15 protein-coding genes are annotated in these 16,000 nt (G+C 65.3%); 8 read left to right on the top strand and 7 right to left on the bottom strand.

The annotated features are described in order from the left end of the window. Nucleotides 1–72: 72 nt before the first annotated feature. Entirely contained in the window at nucleotides 73–720 is a 648-nt protein-coding gene (locus tag AC4LGL_RS09840) for a TetR/AcrR family transcriptional regulator (RefSeq protein WP_491838547.1), read from the bottom strand. Nucleotides 721–850: 130 nt separating this feature from the next. Further along, a complete protein-coding gene (locus AC4LGL_RS09845; protein ID WP_491838548.1) occupies nucleotides 851–2,029 on the bottom strand; it encodes a geranylgeranyl reductase family protein in 1,179 nt (392 codons plus the stop codon). A 151-nt stretch (nucleotides 2,030–2,180) separates the two neighbouring features. On the opposite strand from AC4LGL_RS09845, the gene AC4LGL_RS09850 reads away from it, so the two are divergent. The 3 genes from AC4LGL_RS09850 (at nucleotide 2,181) to nrdF (ending at nucleotide 5,578) form a co-directional block, all read left to right on the top strand. Next, nucleotides 2,181–2,921, top strand: a complete 741-nt coding sequence (locus tag AC4LGL_RS09850) for a TetR/AcrR family transcriptional regulator (protein ID WP_039318236.1) — start codon at nucleotides 2,181–2,183, stop codon at nucleotides 2,919–2,921. Nucleotides 2,922–3,001: 80 nt separating this feature from the next. Next, nucleotides 3,002–4,540 carry a flavin-containing monooxygenase gene (locus AC4LGL_RS09855; RefSeq protein ID WP_491838549.1) on the top strand — a complete coding sequence of 513 codons (1,539 nt, stop codon included), beginning with the start codon at nucleotides 3,002–3,004 and terminating at the stop codon, nucleotides 4,538–4,540. A gap of 75 nt (nucleotides 4,541–4,615) precedes the next feature. Further along, nucleotides 4,616–5,578 (top strand): class 1b ribonucleoside-diphosphate reductase subunit beta, encoded by a 963-nt coding sequence (gene nrdF, locus AC4LGL_RS09860; RefSeq protein WP_055119916.1) that lies wholly within the window; start codon nucleotides 4,616–4,618, stop codon nucleotides 5,576–5,578. On the opposite strand, the gene AC4LGL_RS09865 is transcribed toward nrdF, so the two are convergent. Further along, nucleotides 5,579–6,121, bottom strand: coding sequence for a hypothetical protein (locus AC4LGL_RS09865; protein ID WP_491838550.1), 543 nt, complete (start codon nucleotides 6,119–6,121; stop codon nucleotides 5,579–5,581). It lies immediately after the preceding gene. Nucleotides 6,122–6,221: 100 nt separating this feature from the next. Here AC4LGL_RS09865 and AC4LGL_RS09870 point away from each other — a divergent pair, with 100 nt between their 5' ends. Both AC4LGL_RS09870 and AC4LGL_RS09875 read left to right on the top strand, forming a co-directional pair. Beyond that, on the top strand, nucleotides 6,222–6,686 hold the full coding sequence (locus AC4LGL_RS09870; RefSeq protein ID WP_491838551.1) for a DUF2510 domain-containing protein: 465 nt from the start codon (nucleotides 6,222–6,224) through the stop codon (nucleotides 6,684–6,686). Between the two features lie 131 nt (nucleotides 6,687–6,817). Then, on the top strand, nucleotides 6,818–8,194 hold the full coding sequence (locus AC4LGL_RS09875) for an alpha/beta hydrolase (protein WP_491838552.1): 1,377 nt from the start codon (nucleotides 6,818–6,820) through the stop codon (nucleotides 8,192–8,194). Between the two features lie 20 nt (nucleotides 8,195–8,214). Here AC4LGL_RS09875 and AC4LGL_RS09880 read toward each other — a convergent pair whose 3' ends face one another. Continuing rightward, nucleotides 8,215–9,666: an LLM class flavin-dependent oxidoreductase gene (locus tag AC4LGL_RS09880; RefSeq protein WP_491838553.1), complete on the bottom strand. Its 1,452-nt coding sequence runs from the start codon at nucleotides 9,664–9,666 to the stop codon at nucleotides 8,215–8,217. A 144-nt stretch (nucleotides 9,667–9,810) separates the two neighbouring features. Between AC4LGL_RS09880 and AC4LGL_RS09885 the strand changes: the two genes are divergently transcribed. Continuing rightward, nucleotides 9,811–10,161, top strand: coding sequence for a DUF3349 domain-containing protein (locus AC4LGL_RS09885; RefSeq protein WP_491838554.1), 351 nt, complete (start codon nucleotides 9,811–9,813; stop codon nucleotides 10,159–10,161). A 65-nt stretch (nucleotides 10,162–10,226) separates the two neighbouring features. Here AC4LGL_RS09885 and AC4LGL_RS09890 read toward each other — a convergent pair whose 3' ends face one another. The 3 genes from AC4LGL_RS09890 to AC4LGL_RS09900 form a co-directional block, all read right to left on the bottom strand. Continuing rightward, nucleotides 10,227–11,276: an NAD(P)-dependent alcohol dehydrogenase gene (locus AC4LGL_RS09890; protein ID WP_491838555.1), complete on the bottom strand. Its 1,050-nt coding sequence runs from the start codon at nucleotides 11,274–11,276 to the stop codon at nucleotides 10,227–10,229. 163 nt (nucleotides 11,277–11,439) lie between these two features. Beyond that, entirely contained in the window at nucleotides 11,440–11,715 is a 276-nt protein-coding gene (locus AC4LGL_RS09895; protein WP_491838556.1) for a YciI family protein, read from the bottom strand. 10 nt (nucleotides 11,716–11,725) lie between these two features. Then, nucleotides 11,726–12,799: an iron-siderophore ABC transporter substrate-binding protein gene (locus AC4LGL_RS09900; protein WP_491838557.1), complete on the bottom strand. Its 1,074-nt coding sequence runs from the start codon at nucleotides 12,797–12,799 to the stop codon at nucleotides 11,726–11,728. Nucleotides 12,800–12,975: 176 nt separating this feature from the next. On the opposite strand from AC4LGL_RS09900, the gene ctaD reads away from it, so the two are divergent. Both ctaD and serB read left to right on the top strand, forming a co-directional pair. Then, complete coding sequence (ctaD, locus tag AC4LGL_RS09905; protein WP_491838558.1) at nucleotides 12,976–14,703, top strand: aa3-type cytochrome oxidase subunit I; 1,728 nt, start codon at nucleotides 12,976–12,978, stop codon at nucleotides 14,701–14,703. Between the two features lie 42 nt (nucleotides 14,704–14,745). Next, on the top strand, nucleotides 14,746–15,990 hold the full coding sequence (gene serB / locus AC4LGL_RS09910; RefSeq protein WP_491838559.1) for a phosphoserine phosphatase SerB: 1,245 nt from the start codon (nucleotides 14,746–14,748) through the stop codon (nucleotides 15,988–15,990). The last annotated feature ends 10 nt before the right edge of the window (nucleotides 15,991–16,000 follow it).

Here is a 16,000-nt window from a genome sequence, read left to right on the forward strand (position 1 = left end):
AGCATGACGTCGCCTGTATAGCACCTCGAAATTCGAGGGGTGTTGCCGCGACCCCGAGTGACCTTGGTGCTTCTAGCTACCAGTCTTTTTCGTGCGCCGCTTGGCCGGGGTGGAACGTTTGGCCGGGACGGTGCGGGGTTCGATGGTGTCCAGATAATCCTCGAAGACCTGGGTGAGTTCGGCGTGGGCAGTCTGTACGCCGATGCCCTTCTCGAGGTTGAGGAATTTGGGCAGGCTCGAGATCAGCAACTGCAGCGCCGGCAGAGACAGATTGCCGAAGGGGCGGGCGTCTTCGCCGAATTTGCCCGTCAATGCGTCCAATTGGACCTTGCGGGCACTCTCGGTCACCGAGGCGATCTCGGCCTGGATCGATTTACGGTGGTTGCCGAGCGCCATGAACTCGGTCATCAGCGCGCCCGTGGCTTCGTCCCAGTTGTACTCCCACAGCGCGCGCAGCGGATCCTCGGTGCGTTTGGCCAGGATCTTGTTCAGGTACTCCACGTTTCGCTGCGAGTAGCGTGAGATCGCGGCGATGAAGATGTCGTCCAGCACGGGGAAGTAGTACTGCACCAGGCTCGGGGTGACTCCGGCCTTGGTGGCCAACGCGCGATAGGTGACGCTGGCATAGCCGTCTTCGAGCATCATCTTCTCGACACAGTCGAGCAACACGTCCCTGGTTTTCGACGTCTCTGCGCCTACCCGTCGGCCCGATGCTGCCATGGTCTCCCTCGCTCGCTCGACTGCCGACATTCTGACACCCGGCCGAACACGAGCGTGGGGTCTGCACGCGAATTCCGGTGAGAATCCGTGTCCAAACCCCACGCTCGGGCCAAACGTCGAGACCCACGCCCTAGGTGTGCTGCGGGCTCTGCGCCTTCTTGTACAGCGACTTGAGCAGCATGTCACGGAAGGTGTGGTTGTCCAACGCCTTCAGGCCCGCACCGGCGACCGCAGGCATCCCGGCTAGCTTGTTGAAGAAGCGGCCACGGCGGTACTCGCGCCCCCACGCCGCGCGCATCCGCTGCTCATAGTTCGTGAAGTCGTCGGGCCCGCCGTTGGTGAGCGCGGCGATCGCGCACTCGCCTGCGGTCAGACCGGACTCGAGGGCCTTGGAGATACCGGCACCGGACACCGGCTTGCCGGCGCCCAGCGAGTCCCCGACGAACAGCACGCCCGGACGCCACGGCGGCCACGCGGTGAAGCCCATGGGCAATCGCCAGGCCCGCACACTCTTGTTCTTCTTGAGTTCCTCGATCGGCGGCAGTTCCCATTCGGCGGGCAGGGTCCGCAGGAAGTCGCCGAGGAACTGGGTGGCGTTGATCGACTGCCAGTTCTTGTAGCTGTTCACATAACCCAGGCCGATGTTGAACCGGCCTCCGCCCATCGGGAAGACCCAGCCGTAGCCGGGCAGCTGATCACCCTGGAACAACAGCTTGAGGTAGATCTCGAACGCGTCGGAGTCGGGACGGTTGGCGTGCATCTCCGACCGGATCGCGATGGCCGAGTACCCGTTGTACTCCGAGTCGATCTTCAGGGCCCGCTTGATGGGGGAGTAGGCGCCGTCGGCCGCGATGACCGCGTCGCCGTAGACCTTCTCACCGCTCTTGAGCACCACGCCGACCACGCGGCCCTTGGCGTCGAATTCCGGACCGGAAACCTCGGCGCCCTGGCGGACCTCGGCGCCCGTCGACTCGGCGTGCTTGAGCAGCAGCGTGTCGAGTTCGGTGCGGCTCACGGTGTGGCCGTGGTCGGGCATGCCGGGGCGGCGCGGGAAGGACAGTTCCCACTCGCTGGGGCTGAATACGGTCACCTTGTTGACCCGATGGAATTTGGCCACCTCGTCGGCCAGGCCCATCTTCTGCAGATAGCTCACCGCACGGGCGGTGAGTCCATCGCCACACGGCTTGTCGCGGGGGAACTCCGCTTTGTCGAGGACCAGCACCTTCGCGCCGGTCTGAGCGGCCTGCCACGCCGCGGCCGACCCTGATGGGCCGCCACCTGCTATGACCAGGTCGTATCGCTGCGTCATGAGCCTCGTCTCATCGGTTGACTGTGGCTGCGATAGTACCCAAGCCGGCTGTCGGTGGCGTGACGGGCGAACGCCCGGGTCAAACGGTAAAACCGCGTGTTGTAGGGCGGTCTGGGCAGGTCAGCGCTATCAGGACAGGTACAGTGATCGCGTGCGGCGAACGTCGAGATCACATTCCAGCGATGGCCCGGGCGTCAAGGTTGACGCCCGTAGCGAGCGCTGGCGTGAGCACCGTAAGAAGGTGCGGTCCGAGATCGTCGACGCCTCGTTCCGGGCGATCGACCGGTTGGGACCCGAGGTCAGCCTGCGGGAGATCGCCGAAGAGGCCGGTACTGCCAAGCCCAAGATCTACCGTCATTTCGCCGACAAGTCCGATCTGTTCCAGGCCATCGGCGAGCGACTGCGCGACATGCTGTGGTCAGCGATCTTCCCGGCGATCAACCTCGGGGCCGACCCGGCCCGCGAGGTCATCCGGCGCAGCGTCGAGCAGTACGTGCTGCTGGTCGACGAGCACCCCAACGTGTTGCGGTTCCTGATCCAGGGCCGGTTCGCCGAACAGAGCGAATCGACCATGCGCGCACTCAATGAGGGCCGCGGCATCACCCTGGCGATGGCCGACATGTTCTCCAACGAACTGCGCGAGATGGAACTGGACGGGGCCGCGATCGAACTGGCGGCATTCGCCACGTTCGGTGCGTGCGCGTCGGCCACGGACTGGTGGCTGGGCACCGATGAGGACAGCCCGCGCCGGATGCCGGCCGAGGAGTTCGTCAACCACCTGACCACCATCATGGTCGGTTCCATCAACGGCACCTGCGAACTGCTCGGCATCTGGATCGACCCGGACCTGCCGCTGCATGAAGGTGTCCAGCGTCGCCAGCACGCCAGCTGATCGCCTCGTTGACAGCTGACTCCCACGTCCGGAGACTGGGAAATATCCGGTACCGCCGTTCCCAGAAAAGGACCTGAGCTATGACGGCTGCCCAACCCTCACAGGGTCAGCAACCCATCCACACCCGCGCCCTGATCATCGGCAGCGGGTTTTCGGGCATGGGGATGGCGATCGAACTGCAACGCCGAGGCGTCGACTTCCTCGTCCTGGAGAAGGCCGACGAGTTCGGTGGGACGTGGCGCGATAACACCTACCCGGGGTGTGCCTGCGACATCCCGTCGCACATGTACTCGTTCTCCTTCGAACCGAAGGCGGACTGGAGCCACATGTGGTCGTTCCAGCCCGAGATTCAGGAGTACCTGTTGGGCGTGGCCAACAAGTACGGGCTGCGCCGCTACACCCGGTTCAACACCCATGTGGACCGCGCGCACTGGGACGAAGAGGAACTGCGCTGGCACGTGTTCAGCGACACCGGCCAGGAGTTCGTCTCCCAGTTCCTGGTGTCCGGGGCCGGCGGCCTGCACATCCCGCAGATCCCCGACATCGAGGGGCGCGAGGATTTCGCCGGAGCGGCTTTCCATTCCGCGGAGTGGGACCACAGCGTCGACCTCACCGGCAAGCGGGTTGCAGTGATCGGCACCGGCGCCAGCGCCATCCAGATCGTGCCCGAGATCGTCAAGGACGTCGCCGAGCTGCACCTCTACCAGCGCACCCCGGCGTGGGTGATGCCGCGGGTGAACAACAAGTTCCCGCAATGGATTCGGCGCGTGTTCAGCTATGTCCCCGGCACCCGTGCGGCCATGCGTGCCGCCATCTACTGGATCCACGAGGGCGTCGGCTTCGCCATGACTCAGCAGCCGCGGCTGCTCAAGATCGGCGAGGCGATGGGCCGCTACAACATCAACCGCAGCATCAAGGACCCGGAACTGCGCCGCAAACTCACCCCGAGCTACCGCGCCGGATGTAAGCGAATCCTCAACTCCGACAAGTACTACCGCGGGATCGCCAACCCCAAGGCCCAGGTGATCACCGAGGCGATCACTCGGATGACGCCGACCGGCATCGTCACCGCCGACGGCGTCGAGCATCCGGCGGATGTGGTCGTGTGGGCCACCGGCTTCCACGTCACCGACTCCTACACCTACGTCGACATCAAGGGCGCCGGCGGTGAGGATCTGGTGGATCGTTGGAACCGCGAGGGGATGTCAGCCCACCGCGGCATTGCGGTGTCCGGTATGCCGAACCTGTTCTTCCTGCTCGGGCCGAACACCGCACTGGGCCACAACTCGGTGGTGTTCATGATCGAATCGCAGATCCGCTACGTCGGCCAGGCGATCGCCGCCGTCGACCACGCCGGGGCCGCCGCGCTGTCGCCCAGTCCACGCGCCCAGACGGAGTTCAATGCCGAGCTGCAACGCGATCTGGCCGACACCGTGTTCAATACCGGAGGTTGCCGGAGCTGGTACATGGATGCTCACGGAGTCAATCGGACCCTGTGGAGCGGCATGACCTGGCAGTACTGGCTGGCAACGCGCAAGCTGGATCCGGCGGAGTTCGATTTCATCCATGCCGGGCACGACACGAAAACACTAGATACTGGGGTCCCCGCTGGGGCTTAGCCCCAGGGGTAGTGTCGTGGGTGCCGTCCGGCAAACAAAACAACCTGGTGAAATGGGGTTCTGGTGAGCGAAGGCATGAAGCTGATCGACCGTGTCTCAGCGATCAACTGGAACCGTCTCCAGGATGAGAAGGACGCCGAGGTCTGGGATCGGCTCACCGGTAATTTCTGGTTGCCGGAGAAGGTGCCGGTGTCCAACGACATCCCGTCCTGGGGCACCCTCACAGCGCACGAGAAGCAGCTCACCATGCGGGTGTTCACCGGTCTGACGCTGCTGGACACCATCCAGGGCACGGTCGGCGCCGTCAGCCTGATCCCCGATGCGCTGACCCCGCACGAGGAAGCCGTCTACACCAACATCGCCTTCATGGAGTCGGTGCACGCCCGCAGCTACAGCAACATCTTCTCCACGCTGTGCTCGACGGCCGAGATCGACGACGCGTTCCGCTGGTCGGAGGAAAACCCGAACCTGCAGCGCAAGGCCGAGATCGTCATGCAGTACTACAAGGGTGACGAACCGCTGAAGCGCAAGGTGGCTTCCACGCTGCTGGAGAGCTTCCTGTTCTACTCGGGCTTCTACCTGCCGATGTACTGGTCCAGCCGGGCCAAGCTGACCAACACCGCCGACATGATCCGGCTGATCATCCGCGACGAGGCCGTGCACGGCTACTACATAGGCTACAAGTACCAGCGCGGGCTGGCGCTGCTGGACGAGGAAAAGCGTACGGAGCTCAAGGATTACACCTACGAGCTTCTCTTCGAGCTCTACGACAACGAGGTCGAGTACACCCAGGATCTCTATGACGAGGTCGGGCTGACCGAGGACGTCAAGAAGTTCCTGCGCTACAACGCCAACAAGGCGCTGATGAACCTCGGCTACGAGGCACTGTTCCCCAAGGACGAGACCGACGTGAACCCGGCGATCCTGTCCGCGCTGTCACCGAACGCCGACGAGAACCATGACTTCTTCTCGGGCTCCGGTTCGTCGTACGTGATCGGCAAGGCCGTCAACACCGAAGACGAGGACTGGGACTTCTAACTAGTTGGCGTACGGGTTGCGGCCCTCGCCGGTGTTGAGCAGCAGTGGGTTGTTCACGTCGAGGACATAGCTGCCGGCGGGGCTGAGAACGAACCCGGCCCCGTCAAAGGAGTTGCTGCACACCGTCACCGTGCCGTCGGTCCCGCAGGTCACGTTGCGGAAGCTGATGCGCGATCCGGGCAGCAACCGGTTGGGCAACCCGTCGAACACGAACAGCGGCCGGTTGTCGTTCATGAACGTCGGTGGTCCCTGTTGTGCGCCGGTCACCGCGTTGGCCCCGTCCGGTGCTGCGGGCAGGGGACCGCTGCAGCCATATTTGCCGGATCCGCGGCCGATCGCGCACGCGATGTCGCCGGGTACCGCGAAGGCGTAGTACTCGCCGTTGTGCATCGCGAAGTCTGACGGCTTCACCGGCGTCAGCGCGTTGAGATTGAGTGGCGGCGGGGGAGGAGGCGGCGGTGGGTCTGCTGCAGCCAACCCGGGGGCACCAAGGCCGGCGCCGATTGCAGCGCTTACCAGGGCCACCAGCATTCTCATGCTCATCAGGTCACCTTAAGTCGTCGCGTCCTGGCATGCAGTTGGTCGCTGAGATAACCCACGAAACCTTCGATGACGTGGGGCTGCAACCGGATATGGTGCTGAGATGACTGCGGCAATGCCACCTGGCTGGTACGACGATCCGGATGGTTCGCCTGGCTCAGAACGTCGTTGGGACGGCCAGAGCTGGACGTCCGAGCGCCGAAGGAAGACCACCAATGTTCCGCCGTATGCGCCGCCACCCGCCCAGATGTCGTATCCGCCTCTGCCGCAGCAGCAGCCGCAGTATGCGCAACCTGTCGGGCAGCCACAGTATCCGCAACATTATCCGCCACCGCCACCGGACCAATATGGGAATGCGGCATCACCGTCCAACCTCTTCTCGATCATTGCCTTTGTGTGCGCGGGTGTTTCAGTACTTTTCTGCCCGATCTTGTTCGGACCTGCCGGCCTTATCCTCGGAGCCGTCGGCCTGACGAAGAAGGAACGCTTTGCGCCGATCGCCATCGCCGCGTCCGCCGGCTGCATGATCGCCGGAATGGTGCTCGGAGTGGCTGTATGGAGCTCCTAGTCGGACGTTAGACGCGCCGCGCGAGTCCGTGGCGTCCGCCCGCTTTTTCGGCAGGTGGCGGTGGTCCCACCTGACGCCCACTCAGCATCCCTCCAGTGAGCTGACAGCTGGCGCTGATATCAAGAGAGCTGATGCACCAGCTCATTGCGCAGATCTCGCTGATCCACGGCTGGTTCCCGGTTGTCGTTCAGCTGATCGCTGCGCTGCTGCTGGGAGCCGCCGTGGGCTGGCGCACGCCGCGATGGCGCACCCGGTTGTTGCCCGCACTGGTGCTCGCGGCGGCAGTGCTGGCGGGTCTGACGTATTGGTACATCGACTCGATCGGAGTGGCAGGCAACGCCGGACCACCTGAACTTTGGGTCTGGATCGCATTGACCGCCCTGGCATTCGGTGTCGCGGTGGTGGGTTGGATGAGTGCGCGATGGTGGCGCCGTACCGCATCGGTGGTGGCGATCGGGGCCTGCGGGCTGGCCTGCGCACTCACCCTCAATATCTGGGTCGGATACTTCCCGACGGTGGACGGCATGTGGAAGCAGCTCACCTCGAGCCCACTGCCGGGACAGACCGACCGCCTGACCGTGACGAAGATGCAACTGGCGCACTTCCGGCCACCCAGCGGTGTTCTGGTGCCGGTGACCATCGACTCGCAGACTTCGGGGTTCAGCCACCGCACCGAACTCGTCTACCTCCCACCGGCGTGGTTCGCCAGCACCCCGCCGCCGCAGCTTCCGACAATCATGATGATCGGCTCGCAACTGAACACCCCGGCCGATTGGTTGCGCGCAGGCAACGTGCTGGGCATCCTCGACGGATTCGCGGCAGCCCACGGCGGCAACGCTCCGGTGTTCGTGTTCGTCGACGCCACCGGCTCATTCGCCAACGACACCGAATGCGTCAACGGAACCCGGGGCAACGCCGCCGATCACCTGACCAAGGACGTGGTCCCGTACCTGATCTCGAACTTCGGCGTGCGTGCCGATCGTGACGGGTGGGGGATCGCAGGCTGGTCGATGGGTGGCACCTGCGCGGTGGATCTCACCCTGATGCACCCCGACATGTTCCGGTCGTTCATCGACATCGCCGGTGACCTACGTCCGAACGCGGGGGACAAGGCGCAGACCATCAGCAGGCTGTTCGGCGGAGATGCCGACGCCTGGGCGGCTTACGATCCGGTCACCATCATGCAGAAACACGGTCCGTACTCCGATGTGACGGCGTGGTTCGAGGTGCCGATCTCGCAGCGCGGGACCACTCGCGATCCCACAGCCAATCCCGAGGCCCAGGACGTCGCCGCGAGCACACTGTGCAATGCGGCCCGCGCCCAAGCGATCACGTGCTCGGTGCAGACCGCCCCGGGGCGCCATGACTGGGCGTTCGCCGCCAACGCCCTCGGCGCCTCACTGCCGTGGCTGGCCGGTCAGCTCAACACCCCGGGCGTGGAAGAGACCCAGCTGCCGGCGTCGACACTCGGGCCGCAACCCACGAACGTCCAGGCTGCCCCGCGTTGAGAATCTCCGGGTGACCAGATCTACCGGCCCCGGGCGGGCTGGGCAGCCGTCGAAGCCGACGAGGACGGCAGGGTCGACGGACGCTCGGTGATCGTCGAATTCCGCCCGCCCACACGGTAACTGGCACCGCGGTGTTCCTCGGCCAGACGGTCGCCGTTGCCGAGGAGCTTGTTGCGCAGGGTGCCCGGGGCATATTCCGTCTGGTAGGCGCCGCGCGCGGTGAGTTCGGGTACGACATGGTCGATGAATTCGGCGAACGACCCCGGTGTGATCGCATACGCCAGGTTGAAGCCGTCGACGTCGGTCTCTTCGACCCACTCCTGCAGGGTGTCGGCGACATGCACGCCCGACCCGACGATGCGCGGTCCCATGCCGCCGATCTCACCCCATTCGGCGATATCGCGGACGTTCCACTCGCCACCCTTGTCCGATGCAGACTGAAATGCCTTGACCGCGGACAGGATTGCGTTGGAATCGACGTTGCCGATCGGCTCGTCGAGGCCGTAGCGGGCCAGGTCCACGCCCATCCACCCGGACATGAACACCAGTGCGCCCTCGGGATCACCGTAGGCCAGATACTCGGCATGCCTGGCGTGGGCTTCCTCGTCGGTCTCGCCGGTGATGATGGTGGTGAGGTTGAAGATCTTGGCCGAATACGGGTCTCGGCCGGCCAACTCGAGCTCGGCCCGGATCGTGGAAACCGTCTCCCGCAGAAGCGCTTTGGTGGGAGCAGCGGTGAAGATGGCTTCGGCGTTCTCGGCGGCGAAGCGGACGCCACGCGGCGAGGAGCCGGCCTGGTAGATGACCGGGGTTCGCTGCAGCGACGGTTCGGCCAGATGGACCCCCGGAACGCTGAAATGTGTTCCGGAGTTGCCGATGTGATGCACCTTGGCCGGGTCGGTGAAGACGCCGCGTTCGGCGTCGCGCACCACCGCGCCGTCCTCCCAGGAGCCCTCCCACAGCTTGTAGAGGACTTCGAGGTACTCGTCGGCGTGGTCGTAGCGCGCATCGTGCGCCGGTTGATCGGTCTGGCCCATATTGCGCGCCGCAGCAGGAAGATATCCGGTGACGACATTCCACCCGACCCGACCGTTGGTCAGGTGATCCAGGGTCGACATCCGTCGGGCAAAGGGATACGGATGCTCGAATCCTGTTCCGGTGGTGATGCCGAAGCCCAGGTTCTCGGTCACGAGTGCCATCGCCGACACCAGCAGCATCGGGTCGCCCACCGGGATCTGCGCGGCCTGGCGGATCGCCGCTTCATCACTGGCCCCGTACACGTCGTACGTACCCAGCACGTCGGCGATGAACAGTCCGTCAAAACGCCCGCGCTCCAACAACTTCGCCAATTCGGTCCAGTAGGTGATGTCCTTGTAGCGCCAGGACTGATCCTCCGGATGGCGCCACAGCCCCGGGGACTGATGGGCGACGCAGTTCATGTCGAAGGCGTTGAAACGGATCACACGAGTCACTGTGCCGAGGATGCCCGGGCACTGGGAGTCAGTCACCGGTTGCGCTCAGCGGGATTGTTTTTGGTGGTGAATCACGAATGAATGCCCTGCCAACTGTCGGCGCGTCCAGTGGTGGGTTGGCCGGGCAGCCGCGAAACTTACCGGGTGTCAACCAAGTCGCTGCTGATCTCGGTTCTGAACTGGCTGCGTGCCGGCTACCCCGAAGGGGTCCCGGGCACCGACCGCGTGCCGTTGCTCGCGCTGCTGCGGGCCACCCCGCTCACCGAGGAGCAGGTGGCCGAGGTGGTGCGCAACCTCGCTGAGGCCGCAGCGCCTGCCGACATCGACCATCCCATCGACCGCGACGACATCGCGGAATTCATCGCCGAAGTCACCGACCACGACGCCGGCCCGGAGAACATCGCGCGGGTGGCGGCAAAACTGGCCGCCGCGGGCTGGCCGCTGGCCGGTGTCGAGCTGCAGTCCGGCGCCGACCAGGACTCAGAAGCCGGATAACGCACAACGCCGCGGAATGCGGTCACCAGGGTGACCGCATTCCACGGCGTTGACGAAGCCGCGACTCAGCCGCGCAGCGAGGCGGTGTCGATCACGAAGCGGTACCGCACGTCACTGGCGAGCACGCGCTCGTAGGCCTCGTTGATGTAATCGGGCTGGATGACCTCGATCTCCGGGGTGACGTCGTGCTCGGCACAGAAATCGAGCATTTCCTGGGTCTCCGGGATCCCGCCGATCATCGAACCGGACAGGCTGCGGCGGTAGGCGCCCAGCGGGAAGAACGGCACCACCAGCGGCTTTTCCGGCGCGCCGAGTTCGACCAGGGTCCCGTCGGTCTTGAGCAGGCCCAGGTAGGCGCCGAGGTCCAGGTTCGCCGACACGGTGTTGAGGATCAGATCGAACTGACCGGTCAGCTTGCGGAAGGTGTCCGGGTCGCTGGTCGCGTAGTACTCGTCGGCGCCCAGTCGGAGGCCGTCTTCCATCTTCTTCAGCGACTGCGACAGCACGGTGACGTGCGCGCCCATCGCGTGCGCGAGCTTGACGCCCATGTGGCCCAGGCCGCCGAGGCCGATCACGGCGATCTTCTTACCCGGCCCGGCGTTCCAGTGGCGCAGGGGCGAGAACAGGGTGACGCCCGCGCACAGCAGGGGAGCGGCCTTGTCCAGCGGGATGCTGTCGGGGATGCGTAGGACGTAGTTCTCGTCGACGACGATCGCGCCGCTGTACCCGCCGTAGGTGGGGGTGCCGTCGCGCCCGGTCGCGTTGTAGGTGCCGATCATGCCGCTGCCGGTGCAGTACTGCTCAAGACCGGCCTTGCAGTTGTCGCACTCGCGGCAGGAGTCGACGAAGCAGCCGACACCGACATGGTCGCCGACCTTGTACTTGGTGACCTCGGAGCCGACCTCGGTGACGACACCGGCGATCTCGTGCCCGGCGACCACCGGGTAGTTCGGGGTGCCCCATTCGGCCTTCACCGTGTGGATGTCGGAGTGACAGATGCCGGCGAAGTGGATGTCGAAGGCCACATCATGCGGCCCTACCTCGCGGCGGGTGATCGTGGTCTTGGCCAGCGGTTCCGTCGCCGAGTTGGCGGCGTAGGCGTAAACAGTGCTCATCAAAGCCCTCTTTGCTCGTCGTCTGTACGTATCCCGGAAAAGATTAGTCCGGTTAACTGATCACTGCCTGTGACGGCAGTCCGGAGCGTGCAACGACGCAGGCGGCGGCGGTAATCCCGCTACCGCCTGTGACATATCTCCCGGATGATTACCGGGACGGGCATCACAGCCCAGGTGCGCGGAACGACCCGTTGAAGGAGACCCGCTCGCAGCGGATGAGTCCGGCCAGGGTGTAGGGATCGCGCGCGATCACGTCCTCGACCTCTTCTTCGCTGAGGTCTCCGGTAATCAGCACCGCACCGGTCGCCGATTCCAGACGCCCCGCCAGCACGATGCGGCCCGCGGCGACTTCCTCCTCGAGCCACGCCAGGTGGGCGGGACGGGTCTGGTCGACGACGTCGGCTGGTTGGGTGTACGTGGTGGTGAGGACGTGAAACACGTCCGTGAGATTAGTTGATCGGGGCGTTGACCCAGCGCAGATCGTCGAGGATGCCGCGGGCGGCCACGATGTTCTGCCCGGTCTGCCAGACCTCGTTGTTCACCACGAACACCCGGTTGTCCTTGGCTGCCGACAAATCCCGCCACGCCGAGCCCTGCAGGATCTTGGGCGCGTTGTCCCGAGCGGCCGCGGACGTGAACGAGACGTAGACGATGTCCGCGTCGGCGATGCGGTAGTCGGCGTCCGTCGTCCCCAGCTCGACGTAAGGCTTGTCGGTGAACCGTTGCGCGGCAGGGCGATCCAACCCCACTGCGGCGAGCACGCTGCCGGGGAAGGTGTCGGCCCCGTACACCCGGACGCTGTTCTCGGTCAGCTGCACCACCGAAGCCTGGAAGTGTGGGGCGTCGTTCTTCGCACCGGTGTCGCGGGCAGCGTCGTCGAACTTCCCGATCAGGTCGGCGGCGGCGTCGGCGCGACCCGTCGCCGCGCCCACCGCGCGCAACGTGTCCCGCCAGGCAGCGCCCGGTGCACCCGTGAACACCGTCGGGGCGATCGCCGACAGGGCGCCGAAAGACGCCGGAGTGAGAGCCGCCGAGCCCAGGATCAGATCAGGGTTGGCCGCCTTGACGGCATCCAGGTCCGGCGCGTTCCGCGAACCGGCCGGCGCCACCCCGTGCACGACGCCACCCAGGTAAGACGGTTGCTCGGACGAACCCTCCGGGAGTGCGGCGGCGACGATCCGGGACTGCAGGCCCAACGCGCACAACGCGTCCAGTTGGTCGCCGGACAGTGCCACGATGCGCTGGGGGTCGCCGCGTACCTCGGTGGACTCCGGGATGTCACCGCCCTCGGCGCGTGCGTTGCGGACCTCCCGCGCCGATTGATCGGCGGCGGCGGGCTCCGCTGCGCAGGACTCGTCGGGCTTGCGCTGATTACCCAGCACGCCGGAATCTGCGATCTTGGTGACGCTGGTAGAGATCGACGTCTGCGACTGCGACGTCTGCTCCGCCGAACCGCATCCACTGGCGAGTGTCGCGGCCGCAGCGATCACCGCGACTGCGGCGCGGGGTCGGTTCATCAGCACCGGCCGACCGTAACATTCACAGCCTTGCCGCTGGTCAGGGCCTCGCCATCGAAAGTCGCGACTCCGCGGGGCGACTCAGTACGACAGTTTGTAGGACCCACGGGCGCTCAAGCCTTCGGGAGCGTTAGGATTCAGGTCGATATGCGGGATTTCCCGACGAATCTTTGGAGGATCTCTTGGTAGCCGAAGCGCCCCCAATCGGAGAACTCGAGGCACGTCGTCCTTTTCCGGAACGGATGGGCCCCAAGGGCAACCTGATCTACAAGCTCATCACGACGACCGATCACAAGCTGATCGGCATCATGTACTGCGTCGTCTGCTTCGCCTTCTTCTTCATCGGCGGTCTGATGGCTCTGTTCATGCGTACGGAGCTGGCGATGCCCGGGTTGCAGTTCCTGAGCAATGAGCAGTTCAACCAGTTGTTCACCATGCACGGCACGGTGATGCTGCTGTTCTACGCCACCCCGATCGTGTTCGGGTTCGCCAACCTGGTGCTCCCGCTGCAGATCGGTGCGCCCGACGTGGCGTTCCCGCGGCTGAACGCCCTGTCGTTCTGGCTGTTCCTGTTCGGTGCGCTGATCGCCATGGGCGGCTTCATCACTCCCGGCGGTGCCGCGGACTTCGGTTGGACGGCGTACTCGCCGCTGACCGATGCCATCCACTCGCCGGGCGCCGGTGGTGACCTCTGGATCCTGGGTCTGGCCGTCGGTGGTCTGGGCACCATCCTCGGTGGCGTCAACATGGTCACGACCGTGGTCTGCATGCGTGCACCCGGTATGACGATGTTCCGCATGCCGGTGTTCACCTGGAACATCCTGGTGACCTCGATCCTGGTCCTGATCGCCTTCCCGATCCTGACCGCCGCACTGTTCGGCCTGGCTGCGGACCGCCACCTGGGCGCTCACATCTACGACCCATCCAACGGCGGCGTCCTGTTGTGGCAGCACCTGTTCTGGTTCTTCGGCCACCCCGAGGTGTACATCATCGCGCTGCCGTTCTTCGGCATCGTGTCCGAGATCTTCCCAGTGTTCAGCCGCAAGCCGATCTTCGGTTACACCACGCTGATCTACGCCACCATCAGCATCGCGGCCCTGTCCGTGGCCGTGTGGGCACACCACATGTACGCCACCGGCGCCGTCCTGCTGCCGTTCTTCTCCTTCATGACGTTCCTGATCGCCGTCCCGACCGGCATCAAGTTCTTCAACTGGATCGGCACGATGTGGAAGGGCCAGCTGACGTTCGAGACGCCGATGCTGTTCTCGGTCGGCTTCCTGATCACCTTCCTGCTCGGTGGCCTGTCCGGCGTGCTGCTGGCCAGCCCGCCGATCGACTTCCACGTCACCGACAGCTACTTCGTCATCGCGCACTTCCACTACGTGCTCTTCGGCACCATCGTGTTCGCCACCTACGCGGGCATCTACTTCTGGTTCCCGAAGATGACCGGTCGGCTGCTCGACGAGCGCCTGGGCAAGCTGCACTTCTGGCTGACCTTCATCGGCTTCCACACCACCTTCCTGGTGCAGCACTGGGTCGGTGACGAGGGGATGCCGCGTCGCTACGCCGACTACCTGCCGTCCGACGGTTTCACCACGCTCAACGTGATCTCCACGATCGGTGCCTTCATCCTGGGCATCTCGACGCTGCCGTTCGTGTGGAACGTGTTCAAGAGCTGGCGCTACGGCGAGCCGGTGACGGTCGATGACCCCTGGGGTTACGGCAACTCGCTGGAGTGGGCGACCTCTTGCCCGCCGCCGCGGCACAACTTCACCGAGCTGCCCCGGATCCGTTCGGAGCGCCCGGCGTTCGAGCTGCACTACCCGCACATGGTCGAGCGGATGCGCGCCGAGGCCCACGTTGGCCGTGCGCATCACCCAGAGCTCGAGTCTGCGGACAGCTCCAGCTGACGGGTGGCAGCATCCGGGGGTGAGCACGTCGAAGGTGAATCGATGAACGGTGCTCCACGAGAGCGCTCGTCGGTATTGATCACCGTCACCGGAGTCGATCAGCCCGGTGTCACCTCGGCACTGTTCGAGGTGCTCGCCCGCCATCAGGTGGAACTGCGCAACGTCGAACAGGTCGTGGTCCGCGGCCGGCTCACCTTGGGTGTGCTGGTCGCGGCACCGATCGAGACGGTTGCGGGGGAGTCTCTGCGCCGTGACGTCGAGACGGCCATCCACGGCCTCGGCCTGGACGTGACGATCGAGCGCAGCGACGACATGCCGGTCATGCGCGAGCCGTCCACGCACACGATCGTGGTGCTGGGGCGTCCGATCACGGCCGAAGCGTTCAGCGTGGTGGCCCGCGCCGTGGCGGGTCTGGGCGTCAACATCGACACGATCCGTGGGGTGTCCGACTACCCGGTGACCGGGCTGGAGCTTCGGGTGTCGGTGCCGGCCGGGGCGGCCTACAGCCAACTGCAGACGGCACTGGCCCAGGTGGCCGTCGACGAAGGCGTCGACATCGCGCTGGAGGATTACAGCCTGGCCCGTCGGGCCAAGCGGCTCATCGTCTTCGACGTCGACTCCACCCTGATCCAGGGTGAGGTCATCGAGATGCTGGCCGCCCGGGCCGGGATGGAAGCCCAGGTAGCCGCCGTCACCGAAGCCGCGATGCGGGGCGAACTGGATTTCGCCGAATCACTGCACCGCCGGGTGGCGACCCTGGCGGGCCTGCCCGCGTCGGTCCTCGACGATGTCGCCGAACAGGTCGAGTTGACGCCCGGCGCCCGGACCACCATCCGGACCCTGCGGCGACTCGGTTTCCACTGCGGCGTGGTGTCGGGCGGCTTTCGTCAGGTCATCGAACCGCTCGCCCACGAACTCATGCTCGACTACGTGGCCGCCAACGAACTGGAGGTCGTCGACGGCAAGCTGACCGGGCGGGTCATCGGTCAGGTCATCGACCGGCCCGGGAAAGCCAAGGCGCTGCGCGATTTTGCCCAGCAGGTCGGCGTCCCCATGGAGCAGACCGTGGCCGTCGGCGACGGGGCCAATGACATCGACATGCTGGCGGCTGCCGGCCTCGGTGTCGCCTTCAACGCCAAACCGGCGTTGCGTGAGGTTGCCGACGCGTCGCTGAGCCACCCTTATCTGGACACCGTGCTGTTCATCCTCGGCGTCACCCGCGGCGAGATCGAGGCTGCCGACGCCCAGGACGGCGTGCTGCGGCGTGTCGAGATCCCCGAGGACTGACACCCCGTCG

The organism is Mycolicibacterium arcueilense, assembly GCF_058536225.1.